Here is a 14,906-nt window from a genome sequence, read left to right as displayed (position 1 = left end):
TAACACATTAAACGCCCAGAAATGAAAAATACATTCTTGATTTTGTTCGCTTTGCTCGTGAGTGGCTGGTCCTTTGCGCAGGATTCCCGTCAAATGTTAAGAGGCAAGGTCTTGTACCGAAGTTCCAATGTTCCCAACGAGAACGTGATCAATTCAACCAGCGGCCAGGCAACCATAACCGATGAGAACGGGGAGTTTGTTATTGCAGTAAAAGATGGGGATCAGTTGGTGTTTACCGCGGTGAACTACCAGTTGGAGGTGATAACCGTTACCCCGGAGATATTGCAGAACAATCGTTTGGTCGTAGAGGTTACCGAAAAAGTGCGGGAGTTGGACGAGGTGGTGGTTACGCCAGATCAGCAAGAACGTTTTCTGCAGGTAAAAAATGAAGATTTTAAGCAATTCGATTATGAGATAGATCGGGGTACCGAGGTCGAAAATATCGCCAATTCGAGAACCACACGCGGGATGAAGGACGGAATCAATTTTGTGAACATCTTCAAGGCCCTTTTTAAATCCCAAGAAGTAAACGGACAACAACGAGCACCTTTAAAGGTAAGCGAGGTGCTGCGCCATGTTTATGATGATGAGTTCTTTGTTGTGGATCTAAGGTTGCCCCAAGATAAAATAGATGCCTTTTTGTTGTACTGTGACGATAGGATTCCTTCGCAGACCCTGCTCAGAAAAGAAAATGAGTTTCAATTGATCGATTTTCTGGTTACACAGAGCAAAGAATACTTGGCAACCTTGAACGAGGAATGAAAAAATGCCTTCTCGCATTACTGTTTTTTTTGATTGCTCTAACAGGTTTCTCCCAAGAGCAGGATAGCAAATTACTGCAAGGAAAGGTGACCAGTACGGATAAGGATGTCGTAGGTGTGGTTGTACAGAACATCACCACTAAAGATGCCGTAATTACCGACTTGGAAGGTAGGTTTGCCATAATGGTCCATGAGAAGGATACCTTGGTGTTCTCCGCTGTACATTTTCTAAGAAAAACCTTGCCGATTACCCCAGATTTGTTTCGGTCCAACTTTATCGAAGTACCGTTACAAGAGTTTGTGAACCAATTAAAGGAAGTGGTGGTTAGCCCTTACGATCTAACGGGTGATTTGAGCCGCGATGTAGACCGGGTTGTTTTGGAAAAAGATGTAACTGCTGAAGCATTGCAATTGCCCAATGCGCACAGGTCCATACCCACACAAAGTGAAAGAAGGCTCCAAGAGGCTTCCGCAATGCGGGTAATGGGCGGCGGCGGGTTCGGAGGAGCAGGAGGGGCAGTGAGCCTAAACCCGATCATAAATGCCATTACGGGCAGAACAAAAATGCTCAAGAACAGGGTAAAGCTGGAAAAAAACTACGCCCAGACCCAAGAAGTTCAAGGATTTTATGCGGATTCACTTTTTGTGGCCACCTTAAAAATCCCAATGGAAAAAATTGATGATTTTATGTACTTCTGCGAAGTGGACGAGAATTTTCAAGAAGCGGTAAAATCTCAGGATAAATTAAGGATTTGGGATGTGATCATGAACAAGAGCAGGGCCTATCGTAAGAACAATGATTTGGATTGATTTTTTGGATTTGTTGTTTGAACTTGTCACTTTGGGAACGCTAGGGTTGTTTTTGGATAAGTTTGGCAGGTAAATTGCAGATAGTCGTTTAAAACAGTAACATTGTTGTACCATATAAAGTCTAGCACTACATGAAACATTTGAAAAACACAAAAATCCTGATATTGCCCTTCGCCATACTGTTGTTTTTGTCTTTCTCTACCGCACATAAATTTTACGTTAGCGTTACCAATATCGAATATTCGGAAGAAGATAAGGCCTTTCAGATTACCAGCCGTATTTTTATCGATGACATGGATAAGCTTCTTTCCGAGCGCTACGGTATCCAAGCCAAATTGGCAACCCCTAATGAATCCAACTTGGCCGATGGGTATATTGAGAAATACTTTAGGTCTAAATTCGTGGTAACCCTCGATGGGAAACCGGTAAAATATACCTTTTTGGGTAAAAGATACGATACCGATGTGGCCATCTGTTATTTGGAGATTCCTAATGTAAATTTAACAGAAGTCAAGACCATGTCCATCCAAAACGAAGTCCTCACCGATTTGTTCGAAGAGCAGAAAAACGTGGTGCACATTAAGTGGAACGGGAAAAAGAAAAGTTTTGTATTGATCAAAGAGTACAATAAAGGAATGTTAAACTTATGACATATTCTTAACGTTCGGTTAAAATATGTTATTTTTCGCTGTTATAAAATCAAATTAGAAGATGAACAAAATTAAGTATTGCTTTGCTTCCGTATTGTTCCTGTTCGGGGCCGTGGTCATGGCCCAGGAAGAAGGGAACGTTAAAGAAGAAAGGGAACCAGGTCACTACAACCAAAGTAGGTTTAAACAATTGTACGAGGAGTTTTCCTCTCCGAACACGTACCGCTCGGCTTCAGGTGCCCCGGGTCCCGATTATTACCAACAACAGGCAGATTATGTAATGGATATCTACCTGGACGATAAAAACGCCAAGATCAATGGCGAGGAAACCATCACGTACCACAACAACTCACCAGATGATTTGGAGTTTCTTTGGGTACAGTTAGATCAAAACGTACGTGCCAAGGATTCCAAGTCGCCCTTGCGCAATGGAAATGGTGTAAACATTGCCTATACAGCAGGTAATTTTGCCCAAACATACATAAGTGAGCCTTTTGACGGTGGTTTTAACATTGAATCGGTAAACGATGCCAATGGCAAGCCATTGTCCTATACCATTAACCAAACCATGATGCGCATTAACATTCCGCAAGCGCTGAAGAGTGGTGAAAAGATTTCGTTCTCCATCAAATGGTGGTACAACATTCCCGATCATACCGTAAATAGGGCACGTTCAGGTTATGAATATTTTGAGAAAGATGGAAACCGTGCCTACGTGATCGCACAGTTCTTTCCTCGTATGGCTGTGTACAGCGATGTGGAAGGCTGGCAAAACCATCAGTTCTGGGGCAGCGGAGAGTTTGCTCTGCCATTCGGAAACTATGATGTAAGTATTACTGTTCCCGCAGACCATATTCTGGATGCGACAGGTGAGCTTCAAAACCGCGAAGAGGTTTTCTCCAAAGAAATGATGAAGCGTTACAAGCAGGCCAAAAAATCTTACGATAAGCCTGTAATCATTGTAACCCAAGAAGAAGCTGAAGCTGCAGAAAAAGGCTTTTCCAACGATACCAAGACTTGGAAGTTCAAGGCGACCAACGTTAGGGATTACGGTTTTGCAACTTCCAGAAAGTTTATTTGGGACATGCAAGCCGTAAAAATCGGGAACAAAGATGTAATGGCAGTATCACTTTACCCAAAAGAAGGAAATCCACTTTGGGAAGAATACTCCACAAAAGCAGTGGTTCAAACCCTGCAGACCTATTCCAAGCACACTTTTGATTACCCGTACCACAAGGCTATTTCCGTACACGCGAAAAACCAAGGTATGGAGTACCCCATGATCTGCTGGAACTATGGTCGTCCTAACGAAGATGGAACCTATTCCGATAGAACCAAATACGGAATGATCAGTGTGATCATCCATGAGGTGGGCCACAACTTCTTCCCAATGATCGTTAATTCCGATGAGCGTCAGTGGGGATGGATGGACGAAGGTTTGGATACCTTTATGCAATACTTGGCAGAACAGGAATTTGGACAAACTTTCCCAGAAGCCATTGCCCCCAACGAAAAATATCCATCAAGAAGAGGAGAGGCGGCCAAAATAGTGCCTTATATGGCCGGCGATCAAAGTTTTATATCGCCGATCATGTCCAATCCAGAGAATGTATATCAGCTTGGCCCTAACGCTTATGCAAAGCCAGCTACTGCACTTAATATTTTAAGGGAAACCGTAATGGGCAAGGAATTGTTCGATCACGCCTTTAAAACCTACGCACAGCGTTGGATGTTCAAGCACCCGACCCCAGAGGATTTCTTCCGTACCATGGAAGATGCTTCCGCTGTGGATTTGGATTGGTTCTGGAGATCTTGGTTCTACACTACCGATTATGTGGATATAGGGGTAAAAGGAGTAAAAAAATACTACGTTACCAACAAACCGACCAAAGAAATGGAAAAGTATATGGCGGACAGAAACCTTACCGAAGCCGATCTTCCTCCATTGGTCTATTTGGCAGAAGAGGATAGCGAGGACTTTGCACCAGAACTTAAAGGAAAATCACCAACAGAGACTTCTCAGAACCTAAAGGAGTTTATGATGGATAACATGACGGCAGCCGAAAGAGCTCAGGTAAAAGAACCTAAGTTCTTCTACGAAATCACTTTTGATAAACCAGGGGGAATCCCTATGCCGTTGATCGTTGAGTACACGTACGCCGACGGCACCACTGAAAGCGTTACTTATCCTCCTGAAATTTGGAGAAAGAACGACGCAGAGGTGAAAAGAGTAATGGCAACAGAAAAGGAATTGGTAGGAATCGTAGTAGATCCAAAATTGGAGACTGCAGATATCGATACCACAAACAACTCTTGGCCCAAGAAAGATGAAAAGTCCGATTTTGATAAATTCAAGGAAAATATCAAAGGAGACAAATAAGATTTAAGCCATACCAAAAAGCCCTGTGATTTCACAGGGCTTTTTTTATTTTGAAATGAAGTTCTGATTATATTTGTGCCATGCAATTTCTATTCATTAGTGGAGCCGAGATATTTTTCATCCTATTTATAGTGGTGATGGTGTTTGGTGCGGATAAAATACCTGGAATAGCCAGGGGGCTCGGCAAAGGAATGCGCCAACTTAAGGATGCCACGGATGATATTAAACGTGAAATCCAAAAAAGTGCCGATGTGGATACAGACTTTACCAAGAATATCCGAAAGGAGATCGATGATGTAAAGAAAAATGTGGAGGAAGTTTCCGGTTCTATTAAACGCGACATAAATAAGTAAATCCCATGCTGGAAAAACTGCTCAAATGGGATAGGGACACTTTTGTTTATCTCAATGGTCTGGGCATAGAAAAGTACGACTTGTTTTGGTCCACGGCTACCCAATTTACCACCTGGATACCTCTATTTATACTATTTGTGATATTGTTTTACCTCAATTTTTCAAAAAAAGAGGCACTACATAAATTTTTGACCGTGTTAGGATTGGCACTGTTTATTGCCCTTGTTACACATTTTACCAAAATATCTGTAGCGAGATTAAGGCCGAACAATACAGAAGAAATCAATTCCCTGATCCGAATATTAAAAACACCGACAGATTTTAGCTTCTTTTCGGGCCATGCATCCAGCTCGTTCGCGATAACGACCTTGGTATTTTTGTTCTTGAGAAAAAAAATGAAATGGGCGATGTTCTTTTTTGTTTGGCCCCTACTTTTTACGATGAGCCGTATTTATGTTGGGGTGCACTATCCTTTTGATATTTTGGTGGGTACCATAGTAGGCGTGTTGAGCGGAACACTCTTCTTTTGGATTTATCAACGATTTATCGCACCCGGCTCAAAGTCAGTCCATCCCTGATCGGCAATAAAACAGTTTCTACCCTTGGGTCTTCCTTGAGTTTTTGGTTGTATTGTAAAAGAGCCGCAGTGGCCTTGTCCGATTTTTCTAAGGGTTCTACCACTTTGCCCGACCATAGAACATTGTCTGATAGGATAATACTGCCCGGCTTTGTTTTCGGGAGTACAGCTTCAAAATAGCTATCGTAGTTCACCTTTTGGGCATCAATAAAAACTAAATCAAAAGTTTGTTCCAAGTTGGGAACAATATCCAGGGCATCTCCCGTATGCTGCTTTATTTGGGGGCCATATCCACTTTTATCAAAGTACTTGCTCTGCATGCGGTGGAGTTCCTCGTTTACCTCAATGGTATGCAGTTCTCCTTCTCTTTGAAGCCCTTCGGCCAAACACAATGCGGAATATCCGGTATATGTGCCTATCTCAAGAATGTATTTTGGATTGATGATTTTAGAAAGCATGCTCAACACTCTGCCTTGAAAATGTCCAGTGATCATTCTGGGCTGTATCACCTTTAGGTGTGTTTCGCGGGTAAGTTCTTGCAACAGGATAGGTTCGTCTTCGGTATTGTTGGCAATATAATTCTCCAAGACCGGTGATAGGAAATGCATGATAAATTTTTCGCAAAAATATGGAAAAGAACTACATTGGAACAGCTCTTTAAATAAAACAGACTATGCCGTTACATAAGGTAAATATTAGACCGGCTACAATACACGACCTCCCGTTGTTGCTAAAATTTGAACAAGAAATAATCAATGCGGAACGCCCTTTTGATGTTACCATAAAGAAAGGTGCGGTAAGTTACTACGATATCGAGGCGATGATCCAAGATCCGCAAGCATGCATTGTGGTGGCCGAAATAGAGAAGAAGGTGGTGGCATCGGGGTATGCCATTCCAAAAAAGGCGAGGCACTATCTGGACCACGAATATTATGCCTACCTCGGTTTTATGTACACGGATCAACAGTATCGAGGTAAGGGGATCAATGCAATGATCGTGGACGAACTTAAAAAATGGTCGGAGAGTGCAGGTTTTAAGGAAATCAGGTTAACAGTATACAACGACAACCTTTCGGCCATAAAAGCGTACGAAAAAGTGGGTTTTAAAAAGCACATTATAGAAATGCGCTTGGCGTAAATTCCATTAGTGTACATTACCTCCACAAATCGTATTTTTGATGCAAACCATTACAGCATGACGTTCCAAAACACGCTCGAATTTGCCAAACAGCTTGATGCTTCCGATACATTGGCCCACTACAGAAATGAATTCCACTATCCCCAGGTAAACGGAAAGGATGTAATCTATTTTACAGGGAATTCCCTTGGGTTGCAACCCAAACGCACCCAAACGTTTGTGGACGAGGTAATGAAAGACTGGAAAGAGTTGGCCGTAGAAGGACATTTTTATGCCGATAAACCTTGGTGGGATTACCATGAACGGCTGGCCAATGGCCTGGGCAACGTTGTGGGAGCAAGGCCCCAAGAGGTTTCTGTAATGAATACGTTGACGGTAAACCTTCATTTGTTGATGGTATCCTTTTATCGACCTACCACATCACGCTTTAAGATCATTTGCGAGGAAAAGGCTTTTCCATCCGATCAATATATGCTGCAAAGTCAAGTACGTTTTCATGGTTTGGACCCAAAAGAGGCCATTGTAGAGGTAAAAAAACGGGAAGGCGAACATGCTTGGCGTACCGAGGATATAATCCAAAAGATCAACGAGGTAGGGGATGGGTTGGCCTTGGTACTAATGGGAGGAGTAAATTATTACAATGGCCAAGTCTTGGATATGGAGGCCATTACCAAGGCGGGTAAGGATGTTGGTGCCTTTGTTGGATGGGATTTGGCACATGCCGTGGGCAATATTAAATTGAACCTACATGATTGGGAAGCCGATTTCGCGGCATGGTGCAGCTATAAATACATGAACAGTGGACCGGGCAACGCATCTGGAATTTTTGTACATGAAAAACACTTGGGCAAAAAGGATATTCCTCGTTTTGAAGGGTGGTGGGGAACCAAAAAAGAGACACGCTTTTTAATGCAGCCCGAATTCGACCCCATTCAGAGTGCCGACGCCTGGCAATTGAGCAACCCGCCCATACTTTCGATGGCACCATATTTGGCCTCGTTGGAGATGTTTGAGGAAGTGGGTATGGATGCCCTAATAGAAAAACAGCGCACCATAGTGGCCTTTCTGGAGTTTGTGTTGCACGAAATAGATAAGGAAGTGGACAGCACATTCGAAATTATAACCCCAAAGGACAGAGGATGCCAACTTTCTGTTTTTTTACATGGAGAGGGTAGGGCCATTTTTGATTATTTGATGAAGAACGGTGTAATAACCGATTGGAGGGAACCAAACGTGATTCGTTTGGCTCCTGCACCTTTATATTGCTCGTTCGAAGATATGTACCGATTTGGACAGATCTTAAAAAAAGGCATACAGGACAAATAAACATCCTTGATAACTTTTTCAACTTGACCCCTATATGAAATCCCTATGGCTCATTCTTACAAACTCCAGGTACTTTGGAGCTGCATGGGTATTCACCAGTTTAAATGTCTGGTTTGGTACCTGGGCCATATATATTCCGACCGTAAAAGAAAAATTGGATATAAATAAGGCGGACCTTGGGATTGCCCTATTCTGTTTGTCCCTCGGGGTATTTACCATTTTTCCAATGGCCTCCAAAATAATTAATAAGCTAGGTGTTGGCAAAGCTACTTGGTATGGGGTCATATTTGTTTCCATAATGGCCATGTTGCCCCTTATGGCACCCAATTATTATTTGTTGATGGCAGCCTTGTACTTATTTGGGGCCAGTAATGGGTTTATCGATATTGCCGTGAACACCTTGGTGACCGAGATTGAAAAGGAGGATAAACAAAATATAATGTCGGCAGCCCACGGATTTTTTAGTTTGGGAGGTATTCTAGTGGGTCTGGGCAGTTTTTTGATCCCAGTGATCGGAAGCCCAGTTTGGCACATGGCCATTACCGTAGCGTTGGTGCTTATGGTTAATCTAGTGTTTAGAAAACACTATATTAAAATCGTAGCTGCCCCGGTGGAAAAAGAGCCTTTTAGCTTTACACTTTTTAAGCCCTTGTTGCTTCTGGGAATAATTGGTTTTGTGTGTTTTGGGGCTGAAGGTGCCATTGTGGATTGGAGCGCACTATATCTCAAGGAAATGACCATGGCACCGGAAGTATTGTTTGGGGCCGGTTTTTTGGCATTTTCCACCACGATGACCCTTGGTCGATTTTTGGGAGATGGGATCAGTGAGAGAATAGGTCCCATAAAAATTGTTGGCCTAGGCGCCATGATTGCGGCCATAGGTTTTGTTCTGGTTTTAACACAGCACACAACGTGGTCCATTATCGGCTTTGCCTTAAACGGACTTGGGTTTTCGGTTATTGTGCCGGAACTGTTCCGAATCGGGGGGAATGTAAAAGGTGTAGATTCCTCTCAAGGAGTGGCTTTTATTGCAGGGGCAGGCTACATGGGGTTTTTGTTGGGTCCCGTAGTTCTTGGGTTTATTGCAGAAAGTGCATCGTTGAACTATAGTTTTTTATTGCTGCTCTGTCTCGCTTTATTGGTGTTGGTAATCACATTCTTTCTTCATCGAAGGCGAAAACAATAAATATCGGAATTGGCAAATAGAGTCTGTTGGAATTTTTTACACTTTGTCGATCAAACCCAAATCATCGAGAACATTGGTCAATTGATCTTTATTGATGGGTTTAACGATATAATTGCTCACCACAGCATATTTCTTTGCTTTTTCTTGGTCGGATGGGTTAATGGAAGAACTCACCACATAGATCACTATTTTTTCTCTGTTTTGATGAGGGATTTCAACAAAATCATCTAAAAACCCCCAACCGTCTTTTATAGGCATGTTGAGGTCCAAAAAAATAATGGAGGGTAATTTTAAGCCCTTTTCCATTCGTTGTGTTAAAGCATCTATGGCCTCCTGCCCATTTTGGTAGATAAGTACTTCATTGGAAAATTTAATTCTCTGCAATAACACCTTCATTCCAAATTGGTGAATAGGGTCATCATCGACAATAAATGCTACGTCCAATAAATTCATGCTCATTGTTTTAAAAAGGTAACTTTAAAGATGGTTCCTATGGTCGGTTGGCTTTCCACCACAATTTTACCGCCCATGGATTCTATTTGATTTTTTGTTATAAACAGACCGATTCCCCTTGCATCTTCGTTGCCATGGAATGTTTTGTACATGCCAAAGAGTTTTTCCCCGTATTTGTCCAGATCTATTCCTAGGCCATTGTCCTCTATTTGTAGAACCGCCGTTTCGTTGTTATCTGTTGCCGTAATGGCCACTTTGGTGATGTTTTTGCTTTGGTCTTTGTATTTAATGGCATTGGTGACCAAGTTCAGAACAATACTCTCCATGTAGGCTAAAACACCTTTAACTTGTATGCTGTCGGGAATATCGATGAATATATCCGCATTGTTTTCATCTATTACCGCTCGAATATCGTTCAATACTTTTTCAACTAGAGGTTTGAGGGGTATGGATTTTAATTTTTTATCAGTTTCCAGTTTTACCTGAACCACTTCATTTAGGTGGGAAATGGTCTCATTCAACCCTTGAGATGCTTGGGTCAATAGTTTTAAACTGTCTTTGCGAATATCATCGGCCAAGGATTCATCGGTGACAAAATCACTTATCATCGTTAGGTTTGCCGCATGCGACCTTAGGTTGTGGGAAACAATATGGGCAAAGTTCATAAGGCTGTTGTTCTGGTTCGTGGTCAGTTCAAGTAGCCCCTTCAATTTTTTTTCTGCCTTTATTCTGGTGGAGATATCAACGATTTGAGAAATAAAATGAGAGATTTCACCATCGATATTACGTTCTGCGGTAACTGTGAGAATTACATAGACCAGCTGTCTATTGTTATTAAAATATCTTTTCTCGATTTGGTACGAATTCCTTTTGCCCTTTACAAGTTCGTTGAGCAATTTAAGATCTATTTCTAGATCGTCGGGATGTGTTATATCTTGAAAATTGAGGTTTAGCAGGTTTTCCTTTGTATACCCAAGGCTCTCGCACAAACTGGAGTTGACGTCTATAAATTTGCCATTTTTGGCCACCAGAGCCATTCCAATGGACGAATTATCGAAAGTACCTTTTAAAGATGCCCGGCTGTTTTCCAATAGGAGTTGAGCCCTTTTTCTTCCGTCTATATCCTGAAAAGTACCAACAATGCGCACACATTTATCGTTGAGCATTTCCGGTTCGCCAATGGCACGTACCCACACAACATTTCCTTTGGAGGTGACAATCTGTAGTTCAACATCCCATTTTTTGCCTTGCTCTATTCCCTCCTTTACCAATTTGGATATGGTATCCCTGCTGTACCCCTCTTTGTAAAAGGAGATTCCTTTGGCCAAATCTGGAAGATAATCTTCGGGTACCTCATGGATTTCTTTGGTAATTTTGGACCAATACAAGGTGTTTTTTACCAGATCAACCTCCCAACCTCCAATCCTTGCCACTTGTTGCGACTTGATCAAAAGCTCCTCTTCAAGCCTTCTGTGTGTTATGTTTTCTAGGATAACCAAGATTTTTGGTCCATCGTTTCCATCCTGATCGCTCAGCAAGCTAACTTTCCAATCGTACCAAATGGAGTCCCCGTTTTTTTGTACGATCCTTTTGGAATCGGAACGGGTTTTAATGCCTTCCAAACAATAGTTGATATCGATCTTTAGTTCTTCGGGCAATTGGGGCATGGCTTCGAAAAAATTCTTGCCCATGATGTCCGAATCCAAATTGAACGAGTTTAACCACTGTGTGGAATAATCTATAATGGACTGTTCTTGGTTTATTATGGTAAAGGGAATTGAAGCGTCCTGAAATACGGATTCAACGGGGGTCATTGTAGTGTTTTAGCACTTAAATTTATCAAAATAAGCTTAATACTACAATGAATCACGTGAATTCACACACTTAAACTTGATTAAATGTGTGTAACATTCTTAATCTAAGGTGGTTATTTTGAACAAATATTTTATTGAAACGTCAAGTTAGCTGAGAAAAATTCACGTGCTGACCCGTTCTGCTCCTAGGCTGAAATTTGGGGCTCGAGTAATTTTACCAATAAAAACTTTAAAAGAATAGGCAACAGTTATATGGTGAACAGTTACCATCTAAATAATTCGAGTTGCTGCCATGTGTTTATGAACTAAGCATTAGTCTTTTTTAACAGAAATGCCGGTAAAATATAAACTTGTGCCACCTTCTGGACGATTGTGCTGTTTGGCCAATCTAAGCCCCTCCATCTCCACATAATCCTCCCAGGTGGAAACTAAGTTAGGTTCTTCCTGGTTGGATTTTCGATAGGCCCATTCACGTAAAATGTAATCGTCCTTAAAGTAAAAATCATATGCATCACCAGGGGTGTAACCACCTTCGTTCGCGTATACAATGGTAAGTTTTTGCATGGGCTCTTCGCTAATGGGAGCAACAGCATCTGTGGTGTGCTCGTAGGTGTAATTATTGGAATCCCACATTAAATTAAAAGGGGCCAACAACCAGTACCGATCGTTAATAAAACCACTATTGGTTTTTATGGCGATACTATCCATGGCATTACGGTTGTAGGTAAGCGTGTCCGGTCCAGAAATGGCGGATACCACATTGCTCTTGGGTTTCCATTCCCAACTGCGCTCAAAATGCATGGAATCCCTATCAACATTAAAGGTAAAAGTGATGCCTTTTACCATGTCCCATTGTTCAAAACCATGGGCCTCTGCAATGCGTTCGGGCACGGTTTTTTCAACTTCCGCCTCTTTTTCGGCAGCCTCGGTCTTTTTTGGTTCGGTTTTGCAGGCAGCGAACATTAAAAAGGCAAATAGAGCTAAGAGGGAATTGGTCTTCATATCTGGTTTTTAGCCAAATATACTAGGAAAATCTCTTATTTTTGACCATTGTCCGAACATCAACCAAAAAACTGTTTCCAGAGTGACTTTTTTAAAAAAGCTGTTTCTAATTCTTATAAATAACCACGATAAAGCTTTTTTGGATTCAAAAGACCCTTATTCTCGTTATTCCGATGAGAAATTAGTGAAACAGATCGTAGCGGACAACGATACCATGCTTTTTGGTAAGTTGTACGACCGCTATGCGCAAATGGTGTACAATAAATGTTACGGTTTTGCAAAATCTGAGGACGAGGCGGAGGATTTAACGCAAGATGTGTTCCTCCAGCTTTTTATCAAACTTCGAACGTTTAAAGGAAAATCGAAGTTTTCTACTTGGCTCTATTCCTTTACCTATAACTTTTGTGTGAACTATGTTAACCGTAATAAGCAACGAAAAATACAGGATAATTCCGTACAGGTCGAAAACTCCGAATATAAATTGACCCAAGAAGTTTCCGATGAGAGTTTGTTCGAAATGAAAACGGACAAGCTCAAGAAAGCCATGGAACTCATTGCAGCGGAAGATAAGTCCATTTTGCTGCTGAAATACCAGGACGGGGCGAGTATAAAAGAACTTGTAGATTTAATGGAAATTGGGGAAAGCGCAATAAAAATGCGGTTAAAACGGGCAAAGGAAAGATTGTTGGAAATATATAAAACTTTGGAATAGATGGCAAAGCACCATAAAAATCCATTCAAAGAACTGGAGGCATCTTTAAAGGAGACCCCTCCGGAAATGAAGAAAAAAGTAATGAACGATATTGCTGCGGCAAAATTGATCATGGACTTGGCTTCACTATTTTCAATAAACTTGGGAAATGCTTTGCGCAAACTATTTAGAACCTTGGGAGATAATCGATAAATAAACAGACACAATAAAAATTATAAATATGGAAACAATAAACAATTGGAAGGCAATAGCATCGGAGTCTCTTTCCACGATAGGAAGAGAAATAGCGACTGCTTTTCCCAAAATATTTGGGGCGATCATAATTTTGATTATTGGATGGTTGACTATTAAAATTGTGACATTTCTATTAAAAAAGGTACTCAAGATTACCAAAATAGATGCACTCAACGAGAAAATAAACGACATGGAGATAACTGGTAAGAGCGATTTTAAGATTGATCTTTCCAAAATTGTACTGGGCTTTGCCAAATGGTTTCTGATCTTGGTCTTCCTAATATTGACCGCCGATATTTTAAATTTTCAGATCATATCCCAGGAAATCGGCAACCTCCTCAATTATCTGCCCAGGTTTTTTAGTGCATTGGTCCTTTTAATGGTAGGGTTCTATATAGGCAGTTTGGTGAAAAAAACGGTAAAAAAACTATTCGAATCCTTTGAGTTGGGAGGTTCCAACTTGGTAAGTAACCTGCTGTTTTACATTATCGTCATTTTTATGTCCATCACGGCGTTGAACCAAGCAGGGGTCGATACCACCATCATAACCAATAATATAACCATGATATTGGGGGCGTTTCTGTTGGCATTTGCATTGGGCGTAGGTTTGGGAACACGAGAAATTATTGCAGATATCATGAGGTCCTTCTATACAAGAAAGACCTATGCCGTTGGAGACAGAATTGTGATCGGGGACGACGAAGGAACCATCAAGGCCATCGAAAACAATAGCCTTATTTTAGAGACCCGAGCCGGAGAATTTGTGATTCCCATCAAAGATGTGGTATCACAAAAAGTACAGATAAAATCTTAATCTGTCCATTGTGTAAAACAAGTGCGGTAACTTCCTTGGAATTTGATTATTTTTGAAGTCTTACAACACGTAAAAAAATGAGTTCAAAAAAAGGAAAAGTTCAGGAATTGATCCAAGAAAAGTTATTAGATGACCGCAAAGTGTTTTTGTGGGGACAAGTAGATGATGATTCTGCCAAGCATGTAATCGATAGGCTACTGTATTTGGATATGTTGAACAATGATGAGATTCAATTGATTATCAATAGCCCCGGAGGCTACGTAACTTCCGGGTTTGCCATTTACGATACCATTAAACAGATCAAAAGCCCTGTATCTACCGTTTGTTCCGGATTGGCGGCCTCTATGGGCTCCATTCTATTATCCGTAGGCGAAAAGGGCAGAAGATTTATTCAGCCCCATGCCCGCGTAATGATCCATCAGCCTAGCGGTGGTGCAAGAGGGCAGGCATCGAATATCGAGATTCAGGCCAGAGAGATTATAAAGACCAAGGAGTTGGGTGCCAAAATATTGGCGGAAAACTGTGGGCAGTCTTTTGACAAGGTAATGAAGGATTTTGATCGTGATTATTGGATGGGCGCAGAAGAATCTGTGGCGTATGGCATCGTAGATGATATATTGAAATAAACCCAAGATTTCTATAAAGTGAAAAGTCCTTCGCAACGTATTGTGAAGGACTTTTTATATATAGGCGCCG

Annotated in this window: 17 protein-coding genes; 13 read left to right on the top strand and 4 right to left on the bottom strand. The window is 41.4% G+C overall.

The window, feature by feature from the left end; translation table 11 throughout:
• Nucleotides 1-21: 21 nt before the first annotated feature.
• The 6 genes from ACXAFK_RS13160 (at nt 22) to ACXAFK_RS13135 (ending at nt 5,532) form a co-directional block, all read left to right on the top strand.
• Nucleotides 22-762 (top strand): carboxypeptidase-like regulatory domain-containing protein, encoded by a 741-nt coding sequence (locus tag ACXAFK_RS13160; protein WP_338196246.1) that lies wholly within the window; start codon nt 22-24, stop codon nt 760-762.
• Nucleotides 759-1,571, top strand: coding sequence for a peptidase associated/transthyretin-like domain-containing protein (locus tag ACXAFK_RS13155; protein ID WP_474958048.1), 813 nt, complete (start codon nt 759-761; stop codon nt 1,569-1,571). The genes ACXAFK_RS13160 and ACXAFK_RS13155 overlap by 4 nt, the downstream gene beginning before the upstream one ends.
• A gap of 131 nt (nt 1,572-1,702) precedes the next feature.
• A complete protein-coding gene (locus tag ACXAFK_RS13150; protein WP_474958047.1) occupies nt 1,703-2,221 on the top strand; it encodes a DUF6702 family protein in 519 nt (172 codons plus the stop codon).
• Between the two features lie 61 nt (nt 2,222-2,282).
• Nucleotides 2,283-4,601, top strand: coding sequence for a M1 family metallopeptidase (locus tag ACXAFK_RS13145; RefSeq protein WP_474958046.1), 2,319 nt, complete (start codon nt 2,283-2,285; stop codon nt 4,599-4,601).
• 80 nt (nt 4,602-4,681) lie between these two features.
• Nucleotides 4,682-4,954 carry a Sec-independent protein translocase subunit TatA/TatB gene (locus ACXAFK_RS13140; protein ID WP_224837610.1) on the top strand — a complete coding sequence of 91 codons (273 nt, stop codon included), beginning with the start codon at nt 4,682-4,684 and terminating at the stop codon, nt 4,952-4,954.
• A gap of 5 nt (nt 4,955-4,959) precedes the next feature.
• Entirely contained in the window at nt 4,960-5,532 is a 573-nt protein-coding gene (locus ACXAFK_RS13135) for a phosphatase PAP2 family protein (RefSeq protein WP_474958045.1), read from the top strand.
• Here the strand turns inward: ACXAFK_RS13135 and ACXAFK_RS13130 are convergent.
• Entirely contained in the window at nt 5,498-6,139 is a 642-nt protein-coding gene (locus tag ACXAFK_RS13130) for an O-methyltransferase (RefSeq protein WP_224837612.1), read from the bottom strand. The two genes, ACXAFK_RS13135 and ACXAFK_RS13130, sit on opposite strands and share 35 nt — an antisense overlap.
• Nucleotides 6,140-6,204: 65 nt before the next feature.
• On the opposite strand from ACXAFK_RS13130, the gene ACXAFK_RS13125 reads away from it, so the two are divergent.
• From ACXAFK_RS13125 to ACXAFK_RS13115, 3 genes are read left to right on the top strand one after another with little or no spacing between them, the layout of a single operon-like run.
• Nucleotides 6,205-6,669, top strand: a complete 465-nt coding sequence (locus ACXAFK_RS13125; RefSeq protein ID WP_474958044.1) for an N-acetyltransferase family protein — start codon at nt 6,205-6,207, stop codon at nt 6,667-6,669.
• 57 nt (nt 6,670-6,726) lie between these two features.
• Nucleotides 6,727-7,995 (top strand): kynureninase, encoded by a 1,269-nt coding sequence (kynU, locus tag ACXAFK_RS13120; protein ID WP_474958043.1) that lies wholly within the window; start codon nt 6,727-6,729, stop codon nt 7,993-7,995.
• A 34-nt stretch (nt 7,996-8,029) separates the two neighbouring features.
• The gene (locus ACXAFK_RS13115) at nt 8,030-9,181 is read left to right on the top strand and encodes an MFS transporter (protein ID WP_474958042.1); all 1,152 of its coding nucleotides are present in this window, start codon (nt 8,030-8,032) and stop codon (nt 9,179-9,181) included.
• Nucleotides 9,182-9,217: 36 nt separating this feature from the next.
• On the opposite strand, the gene ACXAFK_RS13110 is transcribed toward ACXAFK_RS13115, so the two are convergent.
• The 3 genes from ACXAFK_RS13110 to ACXAFK_RS13100 all read right to left on the bottom strand — a co-directional run bounded on the left by ACXAFK_RS13110 (nt 9,218) and on the right by ACXAFK_RS13100 (nt 12,450).
• Nucleotides 9,218-9,634 carry a response regulator gene (locus ACXAFK_RS13110; RefSeq protein WP_252080319.1) on the bottom strand — a complete coding sequence of 139 codons (417 nt, stop codon included), beginning with the start codon at nt 9,632-9,634 and terminating at the stop codon, nt 9,218-9,220.
• Nucleotides 9,635-9,636: 2 nt separating this feature from the next.
• The gene (locus ACXAFK_RS13105) at nt 9,637-11,448 is read right to left on the bottom strand and encodes a sensor histidine kinase (RefSeq protein WP_474958041.1); all 1,812 of its coding nucleotides are present in this window, start codon (nt 11,446-11,448) and stop codon (nt 9,637-9,639) included.
• Nucleotides 11,449-11,760: 312 nt separating this feature from the next.
• Nucleotides 11,761-12,450, bottom strand: coding sequence for a hypothetical protein (locus ACXAFK_RS13100; RefSeq protein WP_474958040.1), 690 nt, complete (start codon nt 12,448-12,450; stop codon nt 11,761-11,763).
• A 139-nt stretch (nt 12,451-12,589) separates the two neighbouring features.
• On the opposite strand from ACXAFK_RS13100, the gene ACXAFK_RS13095 reads away from it, so the two are divergent.
• From ACXAFK_RS13095 to ACXAFK_RS13080, 4 genes are all read left to right on the top strand, one after another.
• The gene (locus tag ACXAFK_RS13095) at nt 12,590-13,162 is read left to right on the top strand and encodes an RNA polymerase sigma factor (protein WP_474958039.1); all 573 of its coding nucleotides are present in this window, start codon (nt 12,590-12,592) and stop codon (nt 13,160-13,162) included.
• On the top strand, nt 13,163-13,354 hold the full coding sequence (locus ACXAFK_RS13090; RefSeq protein WP_293296352.1) for a hypothetical protein: 192 nt from the start codon (nt 13,163-13,165) through the stop codon (nt 13,352-13,354). It begins immediately after the preceding gene.
• A 28-nt stretch (nt 13,355-13,382) separates the two neighbouring features.
• Nucleotides 13,383-14,210: a mechanosensitive ion channel family protein gene (locus tag ACXAFK_RS13085; protein WP_293296350.1), complete on the top strand. Its 828-nt coding sequence runs from the start codon at nt 13,383-13,385 to the stop codon at nt 14,208-14,210.
• A gap of 77 nt (nt 14,211-14,287) precedes the next feature.
• Complete coding sequence (locus tag ACXAFK_RS13080) at nt 14,288-14,836, top strand: ClpP family protease (protein WP_224837622.1); 549 nt, start codon at nt 14,288-14,290, stop codon at nt 14,834-14,836.
• Nucleotides 14,837-14,906 lie beyond the last annotated feature (70 nt).

The sequence above is a fragment of the Flagellimonas sp. ABD4_174 genome (assembly GCF_056160185.1).
The sequence above is the reverse complement of the archived record's forward strand: the minus strand, read 5'-3'. Positions and strand labels throughout refer to the sequence as shown.

Excerpts from the sequence above, each read along its gene's own strand:
- ACXAFK_RS13140 (WP_224837610.1), top strand. The coding sequence starts at position 4,682 with ATGCAATTTCTATTCATTAGTGGAGCCGAGATATTTTTCATCCTATTT.
- ACXAFK_RS13090 (WP_293296352.1), top strand. The coding sequence starts at position 13,163 with ATGGCAAAGCACCATAAAAATCCATTCAAAGAACTGGAGGCATCTTTA.
- ACXAFK_RS13155 (WP_474958048.1), top strand. The coding sequence starts at position 759 with ATGAAAAAATGCCTTCTCGCATTACTGTTTTTTTTGATTGCTCTAACA.
- ACXAFK_RS13150 (WP_474958047.1), top strand. The coding sequence starts at position 1,703 with ATGAAACATTTGAAAAACACAAAAATCCTGATATTGCCCTTCGCCATA.
- ACXAFK_RS13145 (WP_474958046.1), top strand. The coding sequence starts at position 2,283 with ATGAACAAAATTAAGTATTGCTTTGCTTCCGTATTGTTCCTGTTCGGG.
- ACXAFK_RS13080 (WP_224837622.1), top strand. The coding sequence starts at position 14,288 with ATGAGTTCAAAAAAAGGAAAAGTTCAGGAATTGATCCAAGAAAAGTTA.
- ACXAFK_RS13105 (WP_474958041.1), bottom strand. The coding sequence starts at position 11,448 with ATGACCCCCGTTGAATCCGTATTTCAGGACGCTTCAATTCCCTTTACC.
- ACXAFK_RS13135 (WP_474958045.1), top strand. The coding sequence starts at position 4,960 with ATGCTGGAAAAACTGCTCAAATGGGATAGGGACACTTTTGTTTATCTC.
- ACXAFK_RS13085 (WP_293296350.1), top strand. The coding sequence starts at position 13,383 with ATGGAAACAATAAACAATTGGAAGGCAATAGCATCGGAGTCTCTTTCC.
- ACXAFK_RS13100 (WP_474958040.1), bottom strand. The coding sequence starts at position 12,450 with ATGAAGACCAATTCCCTCTTAGCTCTATTTGCCTTTTTAATGTTCGCT.
- kynU (WP_474958043.1), top strand. The coding sequence starts at position 6,727 with ATGACGTTCCAAAACACGCTCGAATTTGCCAAACAGCTTGATGCTTCC.
- ACXAFK_RS13115 (WP_474958042.1), top strand. The coding sequence starts at position 8,030 with ATGAAATCCCTATGGCTCATTCTTACAAACTCCAGGTACTTTGGAGCT.
- ACXAFK_RS13110 (WP_252080319.1), bottom strand. The coding sequence starts at position 9,634 with ATGAATTTATTGGACGTAGCATTTATTGTCGATGATGACCCTATTCAC.
- ACXAFK_RS13125 (WP_474958044.1), top strand. The coding sequence starts at position 6,205 with ATGCCGTTACATAAGGTAAATATTAGACCGGCTACAATACACGACCTC.
- ACXAFK_RS13130 (WP_224837612.1), bottom strand. The coding sequence starts at position 6,139 with ATGCATTTCCTATCACCGGTCTTGGAGAATTATATTGCCAACAATACC.
- ACXAFK_RS13160 (WP_338196246.1), top strand. The coding sequence starts at position 22 with ATGAAAAATACATTCTTGATTTTGTTCGCTTTGCTCGTGAGTGGCTGG.